21 protein-coding genes are annotated in these 19,773 nt (G+C 66.3%); 13 read left to right on the forward strand and 8 right to left on the reverse strand.

All coding sequences use genetic code 11. From position 1 onward, the window contains the following. Positions 1–4 precede the first annotated feature (4 nt). Entirely contained in the window at positions 5–301 is a 297-nt protein-coding gene (locus ACIBW7_RS20830) for a hypothetical protein (protein WP_397048592.1), read from the forward strand. A gap of 233 nt (positions 302–534) precedes the next feature. On the opposite strand, the gene ACIBW7_RS20835 is transcribed toward ACIBW7_RS20830, so the two are convergent. Continuing rightward, positions 535–747, reverse strand: a complete 213-nt coding sequence (locus tag ACIBW7_RS20835; RefSeq protein WP_397048594.1) for a DUF397 domain-containing protein — start codon at positions 745–747, stop codon at positions 535–537. Positions 748–976: 229 nt separating this feature from the next. On the opposite strand from ACIBW7_RS20835, the gene ACIBW7_RS20840 reads away from it, so the two are divergent. Next, positions 977–1,231 (forward strand): hypothetical protein, encoded by a 255-nt coding sequence (locus ACIBW7_RS20840; RefSeq protein ID WP_397048596.1) that lies wholly within the window; start codon positions 977–979, stop codon positions 1,229–1,231. Between the two features lie 294 nt (positions 1,232–1,525). Here the strand turns inward: ACIBW7_RS20840 and ACIBW7_RS20845 are convergent, their stop codons facing one another. Then, positions 1,526–2,407, reverse strand: coding sequence for an SDR family NAD(P)-dependent oxidoreductase (locus ACIBW7_RS20845; protein WP_397048598.1), 882 nt, complete (start codon positions 2,405–2,407; stop codon positions 1,526–1,528). A 15-nt stretch (positions 2,408–2,422) separates the two neighbouring features. Then, positions 2,423–3,070: a TetR/AcrR family transcriptional regulator gene (locus ACIBW7_RS20850; protein WP_397048600.1), complete on the reverse strand. Its 648-nt coding sequence runs from the start codon at positions 3,068–3,070 to the stop codon at positions 2,423–2,425. 110 nt (positions 3,071–3,180) lie between these two features. Between ACIBW7_RS20850 and ACIBW7_RS20855 the strand changes: the two genes are divergently transcribed. Continuing rightward, complete coding sequence (locus ACIBW7_RS20855) at positions 3,181–4,530, forward strand: hypothetical protein (protein ID WP_397048602.1); 1,350 nt, start codon at positions 3,181–3,183, stop codon at positions 4,528–4,530. Further along, positions 4,527–5,936: an acyl-CoA reductase gene (locus ACIBW7_RS20860; protein WP_397048604.1), complete on the forward strand. Its 1,410-nt coding sequence runs from the start codon at positions 4,527–4,529 to the stop codon at positions 5,934–5,936. The genes ACIBW7_RS20855 and ACIBW7_RS20860 overlap by 4 nt, the downstream gene beginning before the upstream one ends. 101 nt (positions 5,937–6,037) lie before the next feature. Here ACIBW7_RS20860 and ACIBW7_RS20865 read toward each other — a convergent pair whose 3' ends face one another. The 5 genes from ACIBW7_RS20865 to ACIBW7_RS20885 all read right to left on the reverse strand — a co-directional run bounded on the left by ACIBW7_RS20865 (position 6,038) and on the right by ACIBW7_RS20885 (position 11,562). Next, positions 6,038–6,451: a hypothetical protein gene (locus ACIBW7_RS20865; RefSeq protein WP_397048606.1), complete on the reverse strand. Its 414-nt coding sequence runs from the start codon at positions 6,449–6,451 to the stop codon at positions 6,038–6,040. Continuing rightward, a complete protein-coding gene (locus ACIBW7_RS20870) occupies positions 6,448–7,608 on the reverse strand; it encodes a thiolase C-terminal domain-containing protein (RefSeq protein ID WP_397048608.1) in 1,161 nt (386 codons plus the stop codon). The genes ACIBW7_RS20865 and ACIBW7_RS20870 overlap by 4 nt, the downstream gene beginning before the upstream one ends. After that, complete coding sequence (locus tag ACIBW7_RS20875) at positions 7,605–8,777, reverse strand: OB-fold domain-containing protein (protein WP_397048610.1); 1,173 nt, start codon at positions 8,775–8,777, stop codon at positions 7,605–7,607. The genes ACIBW7_RS20870 and ACIBW7_RS20875 overlap by 4 nt, the downstream gene beginning before the upstream one ends. Positions 8,778–8,792: 15 nt before the next feature. Beyond that, positions 8,793–10,004, reverse strand: coding sequence for a CaiB/BaiF CoA transferase family protein (locus ACIBW7_RS20880; protein ID WP_397048613.1), 1,212 nt, complete (start codon positions 10,002–10,004; stop codon positions 8,793–8,795). A 76-nt stretch (positions 10,005–10,080) separates the two neighbouring features. Next, positions 10,081–11,562: an aldehyde dehydrogenase family protein gene (locus ACIBW7_RS20885; protein WP_397048615.1), complete on the reverse strand. Its 1,482-nt coding sequence runs from the start codon at positions 11,560–11,562 to the stop codon at positions 10,081–10,083. A gap of 220 nt (positions 11,563–11,782) precedes the next feature. Between ACIBW7_RS20885 and ACIBW7_RS20890 the strand changes: the two genes are divergently transcribed. From ACIBW7_RS20890 to ACIBW7_RS20930, 9 genes are all read left to right on the forward strand, one after another. Continuing rightward, on the forward strand, positions 11,783–12,490 hold the full coding sequence (locus tag ACIBW7_RS20890) for an SDR family NAD(P)-dependent oxidoreductase (protein ID WP_397048617.1): 708 nt from the start codon (positions 11,783–11,785) through the stop codon (positions 12,488–12,490). Positions 12,491–12,552: 62 nt separating this feature from the next. Continuing rightward, positions 12,553–13,413 carry a mycofactocin-coupled SDR family oxidoreductase gene (locus ACIBW7_RS20895; protein WP_397048619.1) on the forward strand — a complete coding sequence of 287 codons (861 nt, stop codon included), beginning with the start codon at positions 12,553–12,555 and terminating at the stop codon, positions 13,411–13,413. Between the two features lie 14 nt (positions 13,414–13,427). Next, positions 13,428–13,622: a ferredoxin gene (locus ACIBW7_RS20900; RefSeq protein WP_063039407.1), complete on the forward strand. Its 195-nt coding sequence runs from the start codon at positions 13,428–13,430 to the stop codon at positions 13,620–13,622. Between the two features lie 11 nt (positions 13,623–13,633). Continuing rightward, positions 13,634–14,989, forward strand: a complete 1,356-nt coding sequence (locus ACIBW7_RS20905) for a cytochrome P450 (protein ID WP_397048622.1) — start codon at positions 13,634–13,636, stop codon at positions 14,987–14,989. 20 nt (positions 14,990–15,009) lie between these two features. Next, positions 15,010–16,668, forward strand: a complete 1,659-nt coding sequence (locus ACIBW7_RS20910) for a thiolase C-terminal domain-containing protein (protein WP_397048624.1) — start codon at positions 15,010–15,012, stop codon at positions 16,666–16,668. Beyond that, the gene (locus ACIBW7_RS20915) at positions 16,665–17,639 is read left to right on the forward strand and encodes an alpha/beta fold hydrolase (protein ID WP_397048626.1); all 975 of its coding nucleotides are present in this window, start codon (positions 16,665–16,667) and stop codon (positions 17,637–17,639) included. The genes ACIBW7_RS20910 and ACIBW7_RS20915 overlap by 4 nt, the downstream gene beginning before the upstream one ends. Beyond that, positions 17,639–18,142 carry a DoxX family protein gene (locus tag ACIBW7_RS20920; RefSeq protein ID WP_357466197.1) on the forward strand — a complete coding sequence of 168 codons (504 nt, stop codon included), beginning with the start codon at positions 17,639–17,641 and terminating at the stop codon, positions 18,140–18,142. Before ACIBW7_RS20915 ends, ACIBW7_RS20920 begins: the two co-directional genes overlap by 1 nt. After that, positions 18,142–18,960, forward strand: a complete 819-nt coding sequence (locus ACIBW7_RS20925; RefSeq protein ID WP_397048629.1) for an NAD(P)-dependent oxidoreductase — start codon at positions 18,142–18,144, stop codon at positions 18,958–18,960. The genes ACIBW7_RS20920 and ACIBW7_RS20925 overlap by 1 nt, the downstream gene beginning before the upstream one ends. Next, a complete protein-coding gene (locus tag ACIBW7_RS20930; RefSeq protein WP_397048631.1) occupies positions 18,960–19,754 on the forward strand; it encodes an NAD(P)-dependent oxidoreductase in 795 nt (264 codons plus the stop codon). The genes ACIBW7_RS20925 and ACIBW7_RS20930 overlap by 1 nt, the downstream gene beginning before the upstream one ends. Positions 19,755–19,773 lie beyond the last annotated feature (19 nt).

Below are 19,773 nucleotides of genomic sequence, written 5' to 3' on the forward strand. Positions count from 1 at the left end.
CGATATGAAGTTGATGGTTTTCTCCCGCCCGCGGCCCGGCCGGGACGAGGAATACAACACCTGGTACGGCGAAGTCCACGTACCCGAGATGCTCGCCATCGATGGCGTGAAATCCTGTACGCGCCATCGTCTTCGGACCACCGAGGACCAGCCCACCGAATATCTGGCCGTCTACGACATCGATGGTGATATCGACACCGTGATGAAGGAACTGATGGCCCGGTCCAAGGACGGCCGGATGCGGCTCAGCTCGTCGATCGATCCGGCCAACACGCGGATGACGATCTGGGAGCCGATCTGACCCGCAGCCCGCGGGGCAATCCCGGCAAACGTCGATGTCGCTGGGCTGGGTCCGCGACATAGCCTACGACGAAGACCGCCGCATCCGCACCGCGAAGCCCTGCAAGTCAGGTCGACGATTTCGGCGGCAGCCTGCCAAAATACCGACCCGGACACAACTGAACTCAAATAGCAACGGCCCCAGTCTATTACGTGTCGGACTGGGGCCGTTCAGCCGTCAGGGTGTGGAACCCGCTACGGATCGAGTCGGTTGAACTCACCGTCTTTCACGCCTGCGGTAAAGGCGTCCCATTCGCTCGGTGTGAAGATCAACGCTGGGCCGGTCGGGTTCTTCGAGTCGCGAACACCGACCGTTCCGCCGCGTAGGTTTGCGACTTCCACGCAGTCCCCGCTCGGCTGGCTGTAGCTACTCTTAAACCAATTCGCGCCGGACAGGTCCCTGGTCACGCGGCATACTCCTCTGCAATCTCCTCCACCAGAAGCTTGGTGGCACTCTCGCTCAACGCTACCTGGCGCAGACCCGTCACCGCCGATCGGTGACGTTCGATCGCGCTATCCTCCTCGAGGAACAGTGCACCGGCCTGCGCGAGGTCCTGGACAAACTCACCGAGCTGGCGCTACCCGCCCCTGGCACGGACCGCGAGGGCGACGGCTAGACAGACCGCGGAAGTCCGGAATGAGCGAGCATCGCACCGAGGTGGACAGCTGGCTGGCCATCTGGCGACTCGACCACCACCAGATTCGAATAATCCAGGTGCACAACCTATTCGCATCGAGAGCGCTGATATCGGTGCCGAACCCGGACGCCGCGCCGGACCTGGTACAGATGCGCGAGCAGTTCCCGAAACTGTCGCAATTGTGGGACGCGATACGGCACGAATATTGGACCGAATTCTTTACCGCCCAAGAGCATTCACAGGGCACGATTTGAATGCGAGGCGTCTGACGCCTCGTCCAAATAGATTGCCTCGGTAACGACATCCGCTCCCGCGCACCTTTTGTCACGCCGCGCACGAGATCGCCGTGCGAAACCCTGCGCGGCGAGCGAATCGGTGCGCGGGAACATCCGAGGCGAGAGCCGAGCGGTCCGTTGCCGGTTACCGACTCAACATGGTCGGAGGGCCATTGGGTAGCAGCGGAACTGTCGAAGGACATGATCTGGGAGCGCTTCCGGCGCCCAGCTTGCGCGCCGGATCGAATGTGACTCGCATAACCGCGATCTGGATCAGAATCCGAGATCGGCCAGCAGCCGCTCGCTTTCGGTCCAGAGGCGGGCGGCGGCGACATCGTCGAGGGCGATGGGGGCCGGTGTTTCCACCGTCTTCCGGTAGAAGTAGCGCCCACCGTCGCGGCCGCACTCGGGGTCGGTTGCCAGCCACACCAGGGTGTCGGCCGGTTCATCCGGCGGCACCGTATCCGCTGCGGCCATATGGGCTTGCATCGCCGCATCACCATGCGCGGCAAAGTTGCTGGCGACCACACCTGGGTACATGGCCTGGGCGACGATGCGGTCGGGAGCTGCGCGCCGCGCCAGTTCACGGATGAACAGAATATTGGCGAGTTTCGCACGGCAGTAGGCCGCTGTCGGGTGAAAGGCGTTCAGGCCCTGCGGATCCGCCCAATCGAAGCCCTCGGTCGCACGGTGCGCGCTCGACGATACGGCGAGCACGCGCACAGATCCGGATGGCAGGCCCGCCGCACTCTTCCGCAGCAGCGGCATCAGTTCTCTGGTCAGCAAGAACGGGGCGAGGTGGTTGGTGGTGAAGGTCGCCTCGGCGCCTTCCGCGGTGATGATCTTCCGGTCCCGCACGCCACCCGCATTGTTGATCATGACATCCAGACGCGTTGTGCGGCTCGCGATCTCGGCGGCCACACGCACCACCTCCGTCATCAGGGTGAAGTCGGCGCGCAGCATGTCGAAGCCGCCGCCGTCGCGCGCGGCGGCCGTGATCCGCGTTCGCGCGGCTGCACAACGCTGTCGATCGCGACCGACACCGATCACCTGCCAGCCGCGTGCCACCAGCTTTTCGGCGGTCGATGCGCCGATGCCGGAACTGGCTCCGGTCACGACCGCGACCGGACGATCTGCCTCGAACGTCAAAGTCATTGCCTCTCAGTCATTTCAGCGGGGCCGAAGGCCGTCGAGCAGGAGGCCGACGGTGAATTGGACCCGCTCGTCGAGTTGTTCGGGAGTGGGTGGGCGGCCGGCCACAATGGAGCGCACCTGACCGCCGACGACCATGCTCATGAACGCGCGGGCGGCCTGATCGGAGTTGGTCGGCGCGATCGTCCCGGCGGCGATCGCGCGGTCGAGGACACCGGCTACGAAGTCGACCACCGGCCCGGCACTCAGTTCGTAGTTGGCGACGAAGATCTCCGGAAAACGATAGCTCTCGGTATTGATAATGCGTTGCAGGCGTAGCCCGTTCGGGGTCATCACCTGGTCGATCCGCCGCCGAGCGACGGCGGTCAGCGTCTCGGCCAGATCTCCGTTATCGAAGCCCGCGAGCACGTCCGGGGGCACGACCTGCCGCTCGATTGCGCGCCGGACCGCGGCGAGGAATAGCGACGCTTTTTCGGGATAGCGGGCGTAGACGGTGCGTTTGGTCATATTCACGCGACCGGCGATCATCTCGATCGTCGCCAGCTCGTAGCCGTGCTCCAGGAACAGATCCAGTGCAGTGTCGAGCAATTCCTCGTGCCGCGCCTCGGCCTGTGCCCGGGTGGGCCGCCCGGCCGCGCGCCGAATGGGCGGTCCGACCTCCGTCATCCCCGTCTCCCCGAAATTGCCGCTTGCGTCATCGTGCCTCCGATCGCTATTAATGATACGCATGAGTTGCCATTTTTCCAGCGGGCAACGTCACCGGGAAGGACTCCCCCGTGAGCTCAGCAATCGAAACCCTGACACGGCTGGCCGATGCCGCCGATCGCTTCGACCACTCCGCCGCCGACCTGCGTGAAACCCAGGTCGCGGCGCTCGACGAAAAACTCCGGCAGCACCACGACCGGATCAAGCTGCTCGGACACCGCGCGCGGGAAGCCGGTATCAGCGAGATCCGCGACCGTGCGGATATCGTGCCGCTGCTGTTCCCGCACTCGGTATACAAGAGCTATCCGGAAAGCTTTCTGATCGAGGAGAAGTGGGATCGGCTCGGCAAGTGGCTCGGCACCGTATCGCCCTACCCCATCAGCCCGATCGAGACCTCGGATATCACCGATATCGACGACTGGATCGGGCGGTTGCAGTCCGCTGGGCACTACGTCTCCTGTTCCAGCGGAACGACCGGTAAGTCGGCCATGCTGCTCGCCTCGGAGCGGGATATGGAGTGGTCGCGCAAGGATACGGTCAATGTCTTCTCCTGGGGTTCGGGTGTGCGGCCCGCACAGGACCGGCGGATGGTCGGGATCGCCGCCACCGCATCCGTCCCGAAGAACACCGTCATCGCCGCGGCCCAGCAGGCGGCATTCGGTGATCCGGCCAAAGAGCGTTTCCGCCTGCCCATTCCACCGATCACCGTCGGGTCGCTGACCAAAATGGTGGTGCTGCGCAAGAAGATCGCCGACGGCACCGCGCGACCGGAGGAATTGGCCGATTTCGACCGGACCTCCCGGGAGCGGCAGGAAGCACTCGACAAAGCGATGATCGCCGGCGCCGAGGCGCTCGTGCGATACCGCGCGGACAAGCTCTATATCTCGGGCATGTGGAATGCGTTGTACCAGGTGGCCGCGATCGTCCGGGATATGGGCTACTCCGCCGCGGACTTCCACCCCGACAACTGCCTTTATGTCGGCGGTGGGCTCAAGCGCGCCCAATTGCCGCCCGATTACCAGCAATTCGTCCACCAGAGTTTCAATATCCCAGCCGACCGGGACTTCCAGAACTACTCGATGCAAGAACTCAATTCCGGAATGCCCAAGTGCCGCAAGGGCGATCGCTATCACATACCACCATGGATCGTGCCGTTCATCCTCGACGAGGACGGTGCGACCCTGCTGCCGCACGAATCCGGTGAAATCGAAGGCCGCGCCGCATTTTTCGATCTCTCGCTGGACGGACGCTGGGGCGGCATCATCACCGGCGACAAGATCGCACTCGACGTCGACCCCTGCGCCTGTGGCAACAACGGCCCGTCGGTCCGCAATGACATCGTCCGATACGCCGATATCAAGGGCGACGACAAGATCGGCTGCGCCGGAACCGTCGACGCGTATGTTCGGGGGCTCTCATGACCATCGCCGACACCGAAGCCGTGGCGGCCGCGCCGTTCTTCCTGCGCGGCGAATTGCTCGAGGGTGACGACGTCACGCACCGCTCGCGCGATCTGGGCGTCACCTTCGCGACACCGAACATCCCGATGGACCGCGCGGTGCATCCGCGCAGTGAGGTGCCACCGCTGCTGAACGTCCCGCTCGCGGAGATCATCGATTTCCTCGTCGAGACCGGCCGACGGCTGCGCGCCCCCGAAAACCCTTTCGTGCGCGACTGCATCGACCGGATGTCGGCCACCCATGTCCTGCCGCGCGCCGTGCTGCAGGCACAGGTCATGGGTGCGGCGGCCTATCTCGACAAGCGGCTGCTCGAGACCGTGGTCGAACAGAATTTTCCGAACCCGCGGGCACTGGACGAGTGGATTCCCAAGCGCGACTTCACCGGTCGCCAGAGTTTCGTGCGGGCATTCGCACCCCGGCTGATCCATGTGCTGCCCGGCAACTCCCCCGGCGTCGCGGTGAAATCCATCGCCCACGGCGCGCTGGTCAAGGCGGTCAATCTGTTCAAGATGTCATCGAGTGATCCGTTCACCACGGTCGCGATCCTGCGGACCATGGCCGATATCGATCCCGACCACGCCATTGTGCGGTCGATGTCCGCGCTCTACTGGCGCGGTGGCGACGACGCGGTGGAGCGGGTGCTGTACCGGCCGCAGTATTTCGACAAGATCGTCGCCTGGGGTGGCGGCGATGCGATCGATAACGTGATCAAATACCTCGGGCCGGGCTTCCAACTGGTGTCCTTCGACCCGAAGACCTCGATATCGATGGTCGGCCGGGAGGCCTTCGCCTCGGAGAAGGCGCTCGACCTGGCGGCAGAACTCGCCGCCGCCGATGTGATGGTGCTCAACCAGGAGGCCTGCGTCGCAAGCCGTTTCGTCTATGTCGAGGCCGATCAGGCCGACGCCGACCGCTTCTGCGCCCGGCTGCACGCCCGCATCGTCGACAAGGCCGCCGAATCGGGCGACACCCGACCGCTCGATATCGATATGCGCGAACAGATCGACACTCTCATAATGCTCGACGACGAGTTCCAGGTCTGGGGACGGACCGACGGCAAGGGCCTGGTGATCCGTTCCGATGAACCGGTGGACTTCCACCCGATCAACAAGACCGCCAACGTCGTTCGCGTGGACAGCCTCGACGCGGCGATGAAATACGTCAATGTGGCGACGCAGACGGTCGGCTTCTTCCCGTTCGACCGGATGGCCGACTACCGCGACCGGCTGGCCAGCGGCGGCGCCCAGCGCATCGTCCGCCTCGGCGAAGCCGGACCGAGCACAATCGGCAACCCGCACGACGCGATGTATCCGCTGCACCGCTTCGTGCACTGGATGGCGCACGAAGACGGACTCGCGCCCTACTAATGCCCCGGCTGCACGCCGAGCGCAGTCGAAAGGTGGCTCGCCACGTTGTCCGACACCGCAATTCGACTGCGCTCGGCGGGATGGTGCCACGGACGGAGGCCCTAGCCGGCCCGATCGTTCTTTGCGGCGGCGGGGTTGGCATCGGGCAGCCGGACCGCGACCCGGACCTGGAACGTCAGTGAGCGGGTCGGCAGCACCATTACCGCGCCCAGCGCCGCGGAACGCCGCACCGCGACGGCATGTGCCCCGACCGGCCCCCACCACCAACTCCAGCCACAGCCGTGCAATGCGAGAATGCGGGCGGTGCTGGTGAAGTCCACGGCCTCGAGTCCGACGGCGTCGATGAACAGCCCGCTCAGCGCGATGGATCCGAACAGTATCGACGGTGAGACCCCGTCACAGACCACGTGCACAGTCCCGGCCGGGCCGACACACCGCGCTGCCCGGTCCAATACGGCACGACGACTCTTCGCACTGCCCGAAACCAGCGCGACGGCTTCCGACCCCGCCGTCAAGCGCCGGGTCCTTCCAGGATCGTCACCGCCGACACCGCCGTCGGCCCACCTAGGTTGTGCGCCAAGCCGATACGCGCACCGTCGACCTGATTGACCGCGGTGCCGCGCAACTGCTGGAACAACTCGACGCACTGGGCCACGCCGGTCGCCCCCGGCGGATGTCCCTTGGCCTTCAGGCCGCCACTCGGATTCACCGGCAGCGCGCCGCCGACCTCGGTGACCCCGTTCTCGATCAGTTTAGCGGCCCCGAATCGCTCGGCGAAGCCGAGGTCCTCGTAGCTGATCAGTTCGATACCGGTGAAGAAGTCGTGCACCTCGGCGACATCGACATCCGCGGGAGTCAGACCCGCCATCGAGAAGGCCGCCTCGGCGGCTCGCACGGTGGCGGGGAATGTCGTCATATCCCGCTTGTGCTGGTGCATCACCGAATCCAGACCGAGGCCCACGCCGCGGATCCACACCGGGCGATCGGTATAGCGGTCGACCACATCCGCCGCGGCGAGCACCAGCGCCGCCGCACCGTCACTCTGCGGTGCGCAGTCGTATAGCCCGAACGGTCCGGCCACGATCGGCGCCGCCAGCGCCTGTTCCACGCTGATCTCGAAACGCAAGCGGGCCTTGGGATTACGCACACCATGCCGATGGTTCTTCACCGCGACCATGGCCAAATGCTGTCTGGTCGCGGGCGATTCGTGCAGATATCGGGCCACGTGCAGCGCGAATCCGACGGGCGCGATCAGGCCGAGTGGGTAGTCCCAGGCCATATCGCGCGCCATCGCCTCCCATTCCCACAGCATGTCCTTCTGCGCGGTCTCGCGTAACTTGTCCGCGCCGACGACAAGGGCCACGTCGAAAGCACCGGAGGCGATGCCGAACAGGGCGTTGCGTACCGCGTCATTTCCTGTTGCACAGGAGTTTTCGACCCGCGTCACCGGCAAATCCGGGAGCCCGAGCGCATCGGCGACAATCCCGGCCGGGAACCCGTCGGTATTGCCCATCGCACCGAACCAGGCCGCCTGCAGATCGGCGGTGGCCAACCCTTTGTCGATGCTGGCGGCGCATTCGGCGAATGCCATCGGCACCAGATCCTTGACGCCGAGGGCGAAATGCTCGGCGAAAGGCGTCATGCCCGCACCGACGATAGCCACTTCCCTCACTGGGTGACCTCCGGTTCGAATGCGTATCCATAGTCGGGCACCCCGGAACGCACCGCGACCCGGCGCAGCACCATCCGGCCGCGGTCCCCGATCGCCACTGTGCCCGGATCGGTGCCCGTCACCTTCGCCAGCGCCCGCACCCCGACACCGTCGAGTTCGATGATCACCAGGGTGTACGGACTTCTCAGCCCCGGCACCGGTATCCCGACGGTGACCTCGGTGTACACCGTGCCGGTGCGCGGCAGCGGCACCAGGGTGTAGTCGGTGCTCAGACCGCCGTCCGCGGCGACCCGATAGCGCGGCGGGAAGTCCAGTTCGTCACTGCCGGAGTGTTTTCCGGCCTCCCAGCGCACCTTCGCCTCGAATGCGCGCTCGTAGGCGGCCAGCGAGATCGGAATCTCGGATCCGGGCCACAGCTGTCCTTCGGGCAGCTCTCTGGCCGTCGACTCGCGCCGGTGCAGCACCGCCGTACCGGTGGCCACCGTGATACCGGACAGGCTGGCCTGCTCCACCCCCACCAGCAGACCCGTGCTGCCCCATTCGGCCATGGTCGCCAAGGCGAACAGCCCGGCGCTGGCGCCGACCGTCGGCAGCGACGGCGGGCCGCCGAGGCACAGCGCGGCCGCCTGTTTGTCGTCGACCCCGGCCACCGCCACCGGCGTATCCAGCCAGGCCGCAGCCAGCGAGGCCAACAGGCCGCGCGTGTGCAGCAGTCGCGGATCGCCGTAATCATGCACGGCCCCAACGGCATTGCGGGTGCGCACCGGCAGGCTGCGCGCCACCCGGGCGGCGGTGCGCACCTGCAGGCCGTGATCGGAGACCAACGCCGCGGCCGCGCCCGCGGGCTCGGTATCGACCCCGATGATCAGCGTGCGCGACCGGGCGGAACTGAGCGAGTCGAGGGTGGCGGGCGCGCCGCCGAGCCGCTCGATCACCTCCAGTTCCGGATCCAGCCCCAGCCCCGCCAGCAGGACCGCGGCATTACTGCTTTCCACCAGCGGCAGATCACGACTGACCACAATCACCCGTTCCACCGGACCGGCGTCGTGCAGCGCGGCGCGGCCGGCCTCCACGGCCAGGGTGATCGCGTCCTCGTCGTCACCGAGCACCCGATGGCGCTGGGCACCCCAGCACGGCAGGTAGGTCCCTATCGAAGCGATGTAGGTCATGGATACTCCAGCGAATTACGTGATCGCACCCGCGGTTTTGAGCGCGATGATGCGGTCCCAGTCCAGGCCGAGTTCGAGCAGGACCTCGTCGGTCTGCGCGGCGAACTCCGGGCCCGGACGCAGGTCCGGTGCGGTGAGATCGAACTGCACCGGACTCGAAACCAGCTGCAGCTCACCGGCTTTGCGGACATATTCGTTCGCCTGCACCTGCGGATCATCGATCGCCTGGAGCGCGTCCTGCACCGGCGCCCACGGACCGGACAGGGTCGCGAAACGCTCGGTCCACTCGGCGAGCGTGCGGGTGGCGAACACCTCGCGCAGGATCTGCACCGCCGCAGCGGTGTTGGTCGCGATCGCGGCGGCATCGGCGAACCGCGGATCTTCCACGAGGTCCGGCCGGTCGATATGTCGGCATACATCGGCCCAGAATTTGCCGGGCTGCAACATGACCAGCGACAGATACCGACCGTCCTTGGTGGCGTACAACCCCGACAGCGGATTCGACGGCGAACCGTGTGATCCGGTCGGAAACGCCCGCAGCGGCTCCCCCATATACGCCGAGAGCGCGATGGTGTGTCCCATCGACCACAGCCCGCTGCTCAGCAGCGACACATCCACGATCGACGGCTCGCCCGTGCGTTCCCGCTTCAGCAGCGCGGCCGCGATGCCGCCCGCCAGATTGGTTCCGGAGATGGTGTCGCCGAATGCCGGGCCGGGCGGAGGGATCAGCCCGTCGATATCGGGCGGGGTGATGGTGGCGGCGACGCTGCCGCGGCACCAGTAGGCGGTCATGTCGTAGCCGCCCTTATCGGCCTCCGCGCCGCGCGGACCGAGACCGCTGCCGCGGGCATAGATGATCGTCGGGTTCACCGCGCGAATGTCGTCGACATCGATACCGAACTTGCTTCGGTGCTGCGGCAGGAAACTGGTCAGGAATACGTCCGCGGTCTTGGCCAGGTCGTGGATCACCGCCCGGCCCTCCGGCACCGACATATCTACGCCGATACTGCGCTTGCCCCGATTGGCATGTTCCACATTGGGATTGGGATCGCCCTCGACCTTGAAGGTGGCGATCTGACGCAGCCCGCGCTGTGGGTCACCGGTGACCGCGTGCTCGACCTTGATCACGTCCGCACCCCAGTCGGACAGCACTGCGCCCGCGGACGGCACGAACCCGTACATCGCGACCTCGAGGACGCGGATCCCGTCGAGTGGCCCCCCGCTCATGCCGCCACCTCGCTAGCGCTCGGCGGCGTCACGAGCGGGCGCCCGGCTGTGTTGATTGTTCGCTCGCTGCGCTCGCTCATCGGACCGCCGCCGCGAAGGTCTTGATCTCCAGGAATTCCGTCAACCCGTCGACTCCCATCTCCCGGCCGATGCCGGACTGCTTATAACCGCCGAAGGGCGCGTCGGCGGCGAAGTAGTTGCCGCCGTTGATGCTCATGGTGCCGGTGCGGATACGCCGCGCCACCGCCAGCGCCCGCTCCTCGTCGGCGCTGAACACGCCGCCGGAAAGGCCGTAGATCGAGTTGTTCGCGATCCGGACGGCATCGTCGTCGTCCTCGTACGGGATCACCGCGAGCACCGGCCCGAAGACCTCCTCCTGGGCGATTTCGCTGTCCGGATCGACACCTGCCAGCAGCGTCGGCAGGTAGAAGAAGCCCGGGTCGACCTTCTTGCCACCGGTTACCAGTTGGGCACCCGCCGCCACCGCGCGCTGCACCAAGCCGTCGACCTTGTCGCGCTGGCGCTCGCTGATCAACGGGCCCATATAGGTTTTCGGATCGGCGGGGTCGCCGTAGCGCACGTGCGCGAAGTTCTGCGCGACCAGCTCCACGATCGCGTCGTGGTCTTTGCGCGGCACCAGCAGCCGGGACGTCAACGCGCAGCCCTGCCCGGCATGGACGACAATGCTGAACGCCGCGAACTGCGCTGCCGTCCGGTAGTCGGCGTCGTCGAGCAGGATCGCGGCCGATTTGCCGCCGAGCTCGAGGAACACTCGCTTCAGCGTCTCGCTCGCGGCGGCCATGATCTTGCGTCCCACCGGCGTCGAACCGGTGAAGGTGACCACGTCTACATCGGGATGCGTCGTCATCCGTTCGCCGACAGCCACATCCGAGGAGGTGAGCACATTGACCACACCGGCGGGAATGTCGGTGTGGCGCGCGATGATCTCGCCGAGCGCCAGGGTGGCCAGCGGCGTATCCGGTGCGCCCTTGAGTACCACCGTGCAGCCGGCCGCGAGCGCGGGCGCGAGCTTGGCCAAGGCGAGCTGATGCGGATAGTTGTAAGCCGCGATGGCCGACACCACGCCCGCGGCTTCCTTCTCGACCCAGCGCCGGTGGCGCTGACCCCGGATTTCGATATCGCCGAGGTCCTCGCTGAAGGAGAACTTCGACAGCAGTCCGGCGTAGAAGCGGACGATCTCGAAGGGAATCTCGAGCTGGTTACCCTGCGTGAGCTGCCTGGTCGCGCCGACCTCCGCGATCGTCAGCTCCCGCAGTTCTTCGACGTTATCGCGAAACGCCTGGTAGAGCTGTTCGAGGCAGTGCGCGCGGAATGCGGCGTCAGTGGCCCAGGTCGTGGTGTCGAAGGCCCGCCGGGCCGCGGCGATGGCCGCGTCGGTCTCGGCGCGGCCCGCCTCCGGTGCGTACCCGTACACCTCGCCCGTCGCGGGATTGAGCGAGGCGAGCGTGCGCCCGGTCTCGATCAACTGTCCGTCGACGAGCAGCCGCCGGGTCGGAATCTGCTCCGTCCGGGCGGCCACTTCTTCTTGCACTGACATCCGGTCTCCTCCGCTACGCAATGGAAACTTCATTCTCGCTATTGGAGAATCATACGTTCATCGCTTGCGCGACTGTAGCAACAATCCCGAAATAGGCAACCAATGTCGCGCGCGGATGACATCGGTACTCGCATGTCGATTCCCCCCATCACCCGGGAAGTCTTGCGCGTACGATCGACGCGAGAGTACGGTTCTCAACATCCGGAAGGGAGATTCTTGCGTGAAAACCGCTGTGGTCACCGGAGGCGCCTCGGGCATCGGCCTCGGCATCGTCGAGCGCCTGCGCGCCGACGGCTTGCACGTCGCCACCCTCGACCTGAACCCGTCCGCCGAGGACGACTTCGCCTATCAGGTCGATGTGACGAAACCGGACGAGATCGCGGCGGCGTTGACCGATGTGCGCACGAAGCTCGGTCCGATCACCGTGCTGGTCAATGCCGCCGGAATCGAGAAGTACCGCCGCTTCCAGAACCTCACCTTCGAGGAGTGGCAGCGCATCATCGATGTCAACCTGCACGGCGTATTCCACACCGTCCAAGCCGTTCTGCCGGATATGACGGCCGCGAACTGGGGACGCATCGTCAATATCTCCTCCTCCAGCACCCACTCCGGCCAGCCGTTCATGGCGGCGTACGTGGCGGCCAAGTCCGGACTCAACGGCCTCACCAAATCGCTTGCGCTGGAACTGGGTCCGTACGGGATCACCGTCAACGCGGTCCCGCCGGGCTTCATCGATACCCCCATGCTGCGCCGGTCCGAGGAGAAGCAGCTGCTCGGCGGAACCATCGAGGAGCACATCCAGCGCACCCCGGTGCGCCGGGTCGGCCGCCCCGCCGATATCGCCGCCGCCTGCTCGTTCCTGATCTCCGAGGACGCCGGCTACATCACCGGACAGATCCTCGGCGTCAACGGCGGCCGTAATACCTGAACCCGTCCGTGCCCCGGCACGGACGGTGCAGCCCAGAAGAAGTAGGACCGAAAGGAAGAGCCGTGGGACGTGTGGAGGGCAAGGTCGCCTTCGTCACCGGAGCCGCGCGAGGCCAGGGCCGCAGCCACGCGGTGAAGCTCGCCGAGGAGGGTGCCGACATCATCGCGGTGGACATCTGCCGTGATATCGAGAGCATCCAGTACTCGCTATCGCGACCGGAGGATCTCGAGGAGACCACCCGTCTCGTCGAGAAAACCGGCCGGCGCATCATCGCCGAACAGGCCGACGTGCGCGACCGAGCGCAACTCGCCGCGGCGATCGAGCGCGGTATCGCCGAATTCGGTCATCTCGACATCGTGGTGGCCCAGGCGGGCATCGCCGGTATGAAGGGCGAGCCGCAGTGGCAGGCCTGGACCGATGTCATCGATACCAACCTGATCGGCGTCATCAATGCCGTACAGGCGGCACTACCGCATCTCGGCGCCGGTGCATCGATCATCGCCACCGGTTCGACCGCGGCGCTGATGGACTTTTCGAAGGTCGATCAGCCGGGTAAGGATCCGGGCGGCGTCGCCTATATGGTCGCCAAACGCCTTCTGTCGCAATATATCCACGAGATCGCCACGCACTTGGCCCCGAGCAGTATTCGGGCCAATGTCGTGCACCCGACCAATTGCGACACCCCCATGCTGCACAGCGAGCCGATGTATCGGTCGTTCCGGCCGGATCTCGAACACCCCACCCGCGCGGACGCCGAACCCGCCTTCTTCGTGCAGCAGGCCATGCCGGTCCCCTATGTCGATCCGGAGGAGATCAGCAACGCGGTGTTGTTCCTGGCCTCCGACGAGTCCCGTTTCATCACCGGTACCCAGTTGCGGGTCGACGCCGGCGGCTATCTGAAGTGGTACGACTACCGCGTCTGAAGGGAAGAAATACCGTGAAGGTTCGAGTCGATGACGAGCGCTGTCAGGGGCACACGCTGTGCGCGATGATCGCCCCGAAAGTGTTCGAACTCAGTGAAATCGACGGGCATTCGTCACCGGTCAGCGAAGACGTTCCCGCCGATCAGCAGGACAACGTGCGCGAGGCCGTCCGGTCCTGCCCCGAGCGGGCGATCTCCAGCACCGAATAGAGGAACCGCCGATGACCGATATCGCATCCGATGCCGAGCGCAGACAGCCGGAATTTCATTTCGATCGACACACCCCGCAATATCGCGGACAGTTCGTCGACATCACCCAGCAGATGCAGAGCGAATGCCCGGTCGCCTGGACCGAAACCTATGGCGGGCACTGGGTGGCCGCGGGTAACCGCGAAGTGTTCGAACTGGCCCGGTGCCCGCACATCTCCAACGACAACGACCCCAACGGTGAACGTCGTGGCTACAAGGGAATTTCCATTCCGACCCCGGAACGCGGCCAGGGTATTCGCGCGGGCATCCTGGAAATGGACCCGCCCGAACAGCGGGAACTGCGCTCGGCGCTGAATCCGTATCTATCCCCCGCGGCGGTGCAGCGCTGGATTCCGTTCGTCGACGAAATCGTGCGCGCCGGCATCGACGAGCAGATCGAAAGCGGCAGCATCGATTTCGTCGACGAGTTGGCCAATATCGTGCCGGCGGTGCTCACCCTGGCGATGCTGGGCATCCCGCTGGATAAATGGACCATCTACAACGAACCGGCGCACGCCTCGGTGTACACCCCACCGGATTCGCCGGACACCCCGCGAATCGCCGAGATGCACCGCGCCATGGGCCTGGACCTGCTGACGAATTACCTGGAGGTCAAACAGAATCCGCGGCCGGGCATGCTGCGCGCCGTCGCGGAGTCCACCCTGAACGGCGAGCCGATCTCCGATATGGACGCGCTCGGCATGCTGAGCCTCATTATCGGCGGCGGCTTCGACACCACCACCGCGCTCACCGCGCACGCACTGGAATGGCTGTCGGAGAATCCGGATCAGCGCGAATTGCTCAGCCGGGAACGCGATCTCATGCTGGATTCGGCGACCGAGGAGTTCCTGCGCTACTTCACCCCCGCACCGGGTGACGGCCGCACCTTCGCCCAGGATTGCGAGGTCGGGGGCAAGCAGTTCGCCGAGGGTGAGCGGTTGTGGCTGTCGTGGGCGATGGCCAACCGGGATCCCGAGGTGTTCGACAACCCCAATGAGATCGATATGGAGCGACGGGGCAATCGGCACTACAGCTTCGGTCTCGGCGTGCACCGCTGCATCGGTTCCAATATGGCGCGCATGGTGTTCAAGCGAATGCTGCTCGCGGTGTTCGACCGGATGCCGGACTATCGCTGCGATCCCGAGGACGCCGTACATTACGACACCATCGGCGTCATCCAGGGCATGCGGCATCTGCCGGCCACCTTCACCCCCGGTCCCCGGCTGGGCGCCGGACTGGACGAAACCCTGGCGAAACTGCAGCGCGTCTGCGATGAGCAGCGGCTGGCCGAACCGGTCACCGTGCGCAAGGGCGACGCCCAGATCTGACGAAAGAGCGAGGAGGCGATATGGGCGAAGCATCGGGACGTCCACTGCCATTGCTCACCCTCGAGAACGAGTTCTTCTGGACCTCGGGGAGCGATGGCACGCTGCGCATACAGGAATGTGAATCCTGTGCGGCACTGATCCATCCACCGCAGCCGGTGTGCCGGTACTGCCGTGGACACGAGATGGGAGTGCGTGCCGTCTCGGGCTTCGCCACACTCGCCGGCTTCACCGTCAACCACCGTTTCGGTGTGCCGGGACTGCCCGCGCCCTACGTCGTGGCACAGGTAGCGCTCGAGGAGGATCCGCGAGTTCGGTTGACCACCAATGTGATCGACTGCGATCCGGATGCCCTGGTCCTCGGCATGCGGCTCGAGGTGGTCTTCCAACAGGACGACGACGTCTGGTTGCCGCTGTTCCGGCCCGTCGAAACACAGCCGGAACCGGCCCCGCTGCCCGTGGACGATATTGCGCCACAAGAGTTCTGGCGGCACGTGCGCCCCATGGTGCGGTCGGAAAAGTTCGAAGACCGGGTCGCGCTCACCGGAATCGGTAGGTCACCGATCGGTCGGCGGCTGCAGGTGCCGCCGCTGCGGCTGACCATCCAGGCCTGCGAAAATGCGGTCGCCGATGCCGGACTGACGCTGGACGATATCGACGGCCTGTCGACCTATCCTGGCGGCGGCAATATGGGTGGATTCAGCGAGGGCGGTATCACTGCTCTGGAGTCTGCCCTCGGCATCCGGCCGACCTGGTACAACGGCGGCATCGAAACCTTCGGCCCCGGTGGGGCGGTCATCGCGGCCATGCTCGCGGTCGCGGGCGGGCTGGCCCGGCATGTGCTGTGCTTCCGGACCCTGTGGGAAGCCACCTTCAATGATCTGATGCGCACGGGCAAGATCAAGCCCTCGGGTGGGCGCACACCCGGCTGGATGGCCCCCTTCGGCGCCACCTCGGCGGCACATACCTTGGCGCAGAACGCACAACGGCATTTCCATCGCTATGGCACCACTCGCGAAACCCTCGGCTGGATCGCATTGAATCAGCGCGCCAATGCCGAACTCGAGCCGACCGCGATCTATCGAGATCCGATGACCATGCAGGATTACCTCGAGGCGCGCACGATCACCACCCCGTTCGGGCTCTACGACTGCGATGTGCCCTGTGACGGCGCGATAGCGGTCATCGTCTCCAGCGTGGACGCGGCGCGCGATCTGGCCAAACCACCGGTGCTGGTGGAGGCGGTCGGCACCCAGATCATCGAGCGGATCGAGTGGGATCAGAGCACCCTCACCCACGAACCACAGGTGCTCGGCCCGGCCGCGCACCTGTGGACCCGAACCACGTTGCGCCCCACCGACGTCGATGTCGCCGAGCTGTACGACGGCTTCACCTTCAACTGCCTGTCCTGGCTGGAGGCTCTCGGCTTCTGCGGTATCGGCGAGGCCAAGGACTTCCTCGACGGCGGTAAGAACATCGCCCGCGACGGCCTGCTGCCGCTCAATACCCACGGGGGCCAGCTCTCGCACGGCCGCACCCACGGCATGGGCCTGCTGCACGAGGCGATCCTGCAGCTGCGCGGTGAAGCCGGTGCGCGTCAGGTCGCCGACGCTCGCATCGGTGTGGTGTCGAGCGGCGGGCTCACCCCCGGCGGGGCAATGCTGCTGCGGAGCGATTCATGACGATTACCGAATCCGATTTCTCCCTGCTGACCGACGACGACCCGATTCCGGTGGTCACCGAGGTCGACGGCATCCCGATGTCGGGGTTGTTGGCCGAGGCGCGGACACCACGGGCGGTCGTGCTCGCCCTGCACGGCGGGGCCACCACCTCGGCGTATTTCGACTGCCCGGACCATCCGCGACTGTCACTGCTGCGGCTGGCCGCCGCGGCCGGATACACCGTGCTGGCCCTGGACCGGCCCGGATACGGCAGCTCCCACACGCACGCCGACGAACTCGCCGACCCACAGCGCCGTGTCGATCTGATGTACGCGGCCGCCGAGCAGCATCTCGGATCGCTGCCCCGCGGCGCGGGCACCTTCTTGCTCGCCCATTCCGCCGGTAGTGAATTGGCACTGCGGATGGCGGCCGACGAGCGCGGCCGCGAGTTGCTCGGCCTCGAATTGGCCGGGACCGGGCTGGAACATCAGCAGGAGGCCTACGACATTCTGTGGGGACCGGATCCGCAAGGGCGGCGGCGCATGCGGCGCGACGGTGTGCCGGGCGGCGTCACCGAACTGCTGTGGTATCCGGCCCGGCTGTACCCGCCCGAGTTGGTCGGCGGTGCGCGGATCGGGTCCTATGGCCCACGCTACGAAGGGAATTCGGTCGAGGACTGGCCGACGGTCACCTTCCCCACCCTTGCCGCCGAGGTTCGGATTCCGGTGCGGTTCACCGTCGGCGACCACGAACGGGTGTGGCGCAACGATCCGGAGGCCCTCGCCGAGGTCGCCGCCCGGTTCACCGCCGCACCCAGGGTCGTGCTCAATATCCAGCCCAACAGTGGCCACAACCTCAGCATGGGACATACGGCCGCCGCCTACCACCTCGGGCTGCTGGCCTTCGCCGAAGAAGCCGCCGTCGCCCGGAGCACCGGCGAATTCCACGGCCCGGCAATACAATTCAACGGTGCCACACAGGAGGAGAACTGATGGACGTCGTCGATGTCGCCATCGCACTCGTGCGACTCGTCGTGGGCGGCACCATGATCGCCCACGGGGTCAATCACTGGGTGGGCGGCGGCAAGATCGCGGGCACCGCGCGCTGGTTCAGCGGCCTCGGACTGCGCGGTGGAGTCCTGCACGCGTGGCTGAGCGTCGTCACCGAAATCGGTGCCGGCGTCTTGTTGATCGTCGGGCTGCTGACTCCGCTAGCGTGTGCGGCGGTCATCTCGGTGATGGCGGTCGCAGGCTTGCTCGCCCACCGCACCAACGGATTCTTCGTATTCAAAGAGGGTTACGAGTATGTGCTCGTGCTCGCGGTCGTTTCGCTGGCGCTGGGGCTGCTCGGGCCCGGGTGGCTGTCCATCGATCACGCCGCCGATATCGAGATAACGGGTTGGGCCGGTGGCGGCATCGCTCTCGGGGTCGGCCTGGTCGCCACCGCGGGCCTGCTCGCCGTGTTCTGGCGGCCCGAAGCGAAAGGCGAAGCGTGATGCGGGTCGGATTCATCGGACTCGGCAGCCAAGGTGCACCGATGGCACGCCGGATCGTCGACTCCGGATATGAGACAACGCTGTGGGCGCGGCGGCCCGCCTCGCTCGAGCCGTTCGCCGATACGGCGGCGAAGGTCGCCGCATCACCAGCGGAACTGGCCGCCGCGAGCGATCTCGTCTGCCTCTGCGTGGTCGGCGACGCCGACGTCCGCGAAGTCGTGACGGGCGCAGACGGAGTACTGGCGGGCATGGCCGCGGGCACGATCATCGCCGTGCACAGCACGGTGCATCCGGACACCTGCCGCGGGCTCGCAGATATCGCTGTGGCACAGGGGGTTTCGATCATCGATGCACCGGTCAGCGGTGGCGGCGCGGCCGCCGCCGACGGCCGGTTGCTGGTGATGGTCGGCGGCTCGACCGATATCGTCGAACGCGCTCGCCCGGTATTCGAGACCTACGCCGAGCCCGTCGTACATCTGGGCCCGCTCGGCGCCGGACAGACCGCCAAGCTGCTCAACAACCTGCTCTTCACCGCGAATCTCGCCACGGCGGCAAGCACTCTCGCGCTCGGTACGTCGATCGGTATCGATCCGACCCGCCTCGGCGAGGTGATCTCGCACGGCACCGCCGACAGCTTCGCGCTCGGCCGTATCGTCTCCGCGGGCGGCACCCTGGACCGGATCGCCGCGCACGCCGGGCCGCTGCTGCGCAAGGATGTCGGTCTGATCGCGGACCTGGCCGCCGCCGCGAGCGCCGAACCCGGCATCGTGCTCGACGCCGCGGACGCGACCCTCGCGATGATCGATCATCCGCGCTGATGCGCGTCGGATTCCTCGGCGCCGGGCGGATGGGGCGTCCCATGGTGGAGCGGCTGGTCCGGGCCGGACATGAGGTGTGCGCGCTCGGCCGGTCGCTCGATGCACGCCGGGCCCTCACCGAGATCGGCGCGCAGGCGGTATCCGCCCCCGCGGCCGTCGGGACCAACGCCGATCTGGTCATCGTGTGCGTCTTCACCGATGAACAGGTTCGAGCGGTATGTCTCGGCACACCGTTGCTGGCCGCCATGCCATCCGGGTCGACTCTCGTCCTGCACACCACCGGCAGTCCGCACACGACGGCGGCCATTGCCGCCGAAGCCGTTGCCTCACATGGCATCCAGGTGCTCGACGCGCCCGTCAGCGGCGGCCCACCCGATATCACGGCCGGGCGGCTCACCCTCTTCGTCGGTGGCCCGGTCGAGACCGTGGACCGGGTCCGGCCCGTGCTGGCCGCCTACGGCGACCCGATTCTGCACGTCGGTCCGCTCGGCGCGGGCCAGCGCGTCAAGTTGGTCAACAATGCCGTTTTCGCCGCACAGCTCGGAATACTCACCGCAGCAGTGGATCTCGGGAAACAGCTGGGCGTTGCCGAGACCACCCTGTTGGCCGCGCTGCCGCACGGCAGTGCCGCAAGTCGCGCGCTGACCGGTGTCGCGGGCCGGGGGTCGGTCGCCGAATTCAGCGCATCGGTCGGCGAATTCGTCGGCAAGGATGTCGCGGCGGTCCGGTCGATCGCCGCCGAACTCGGCATCGATCTCGGCCTGCTCGACGACGCGATCGACAACCGGCACTGACGAATGGAAGGGCGCCCCG

It is taken from the genome of Nocardia sp. NPDC049526, from assembly GCF_044465765.1.
Lineage (GTDB): Bacteria > Actinomycetota > Actinomycetes > Mycobacteriales > Mycobacteriaceae > Nocardia.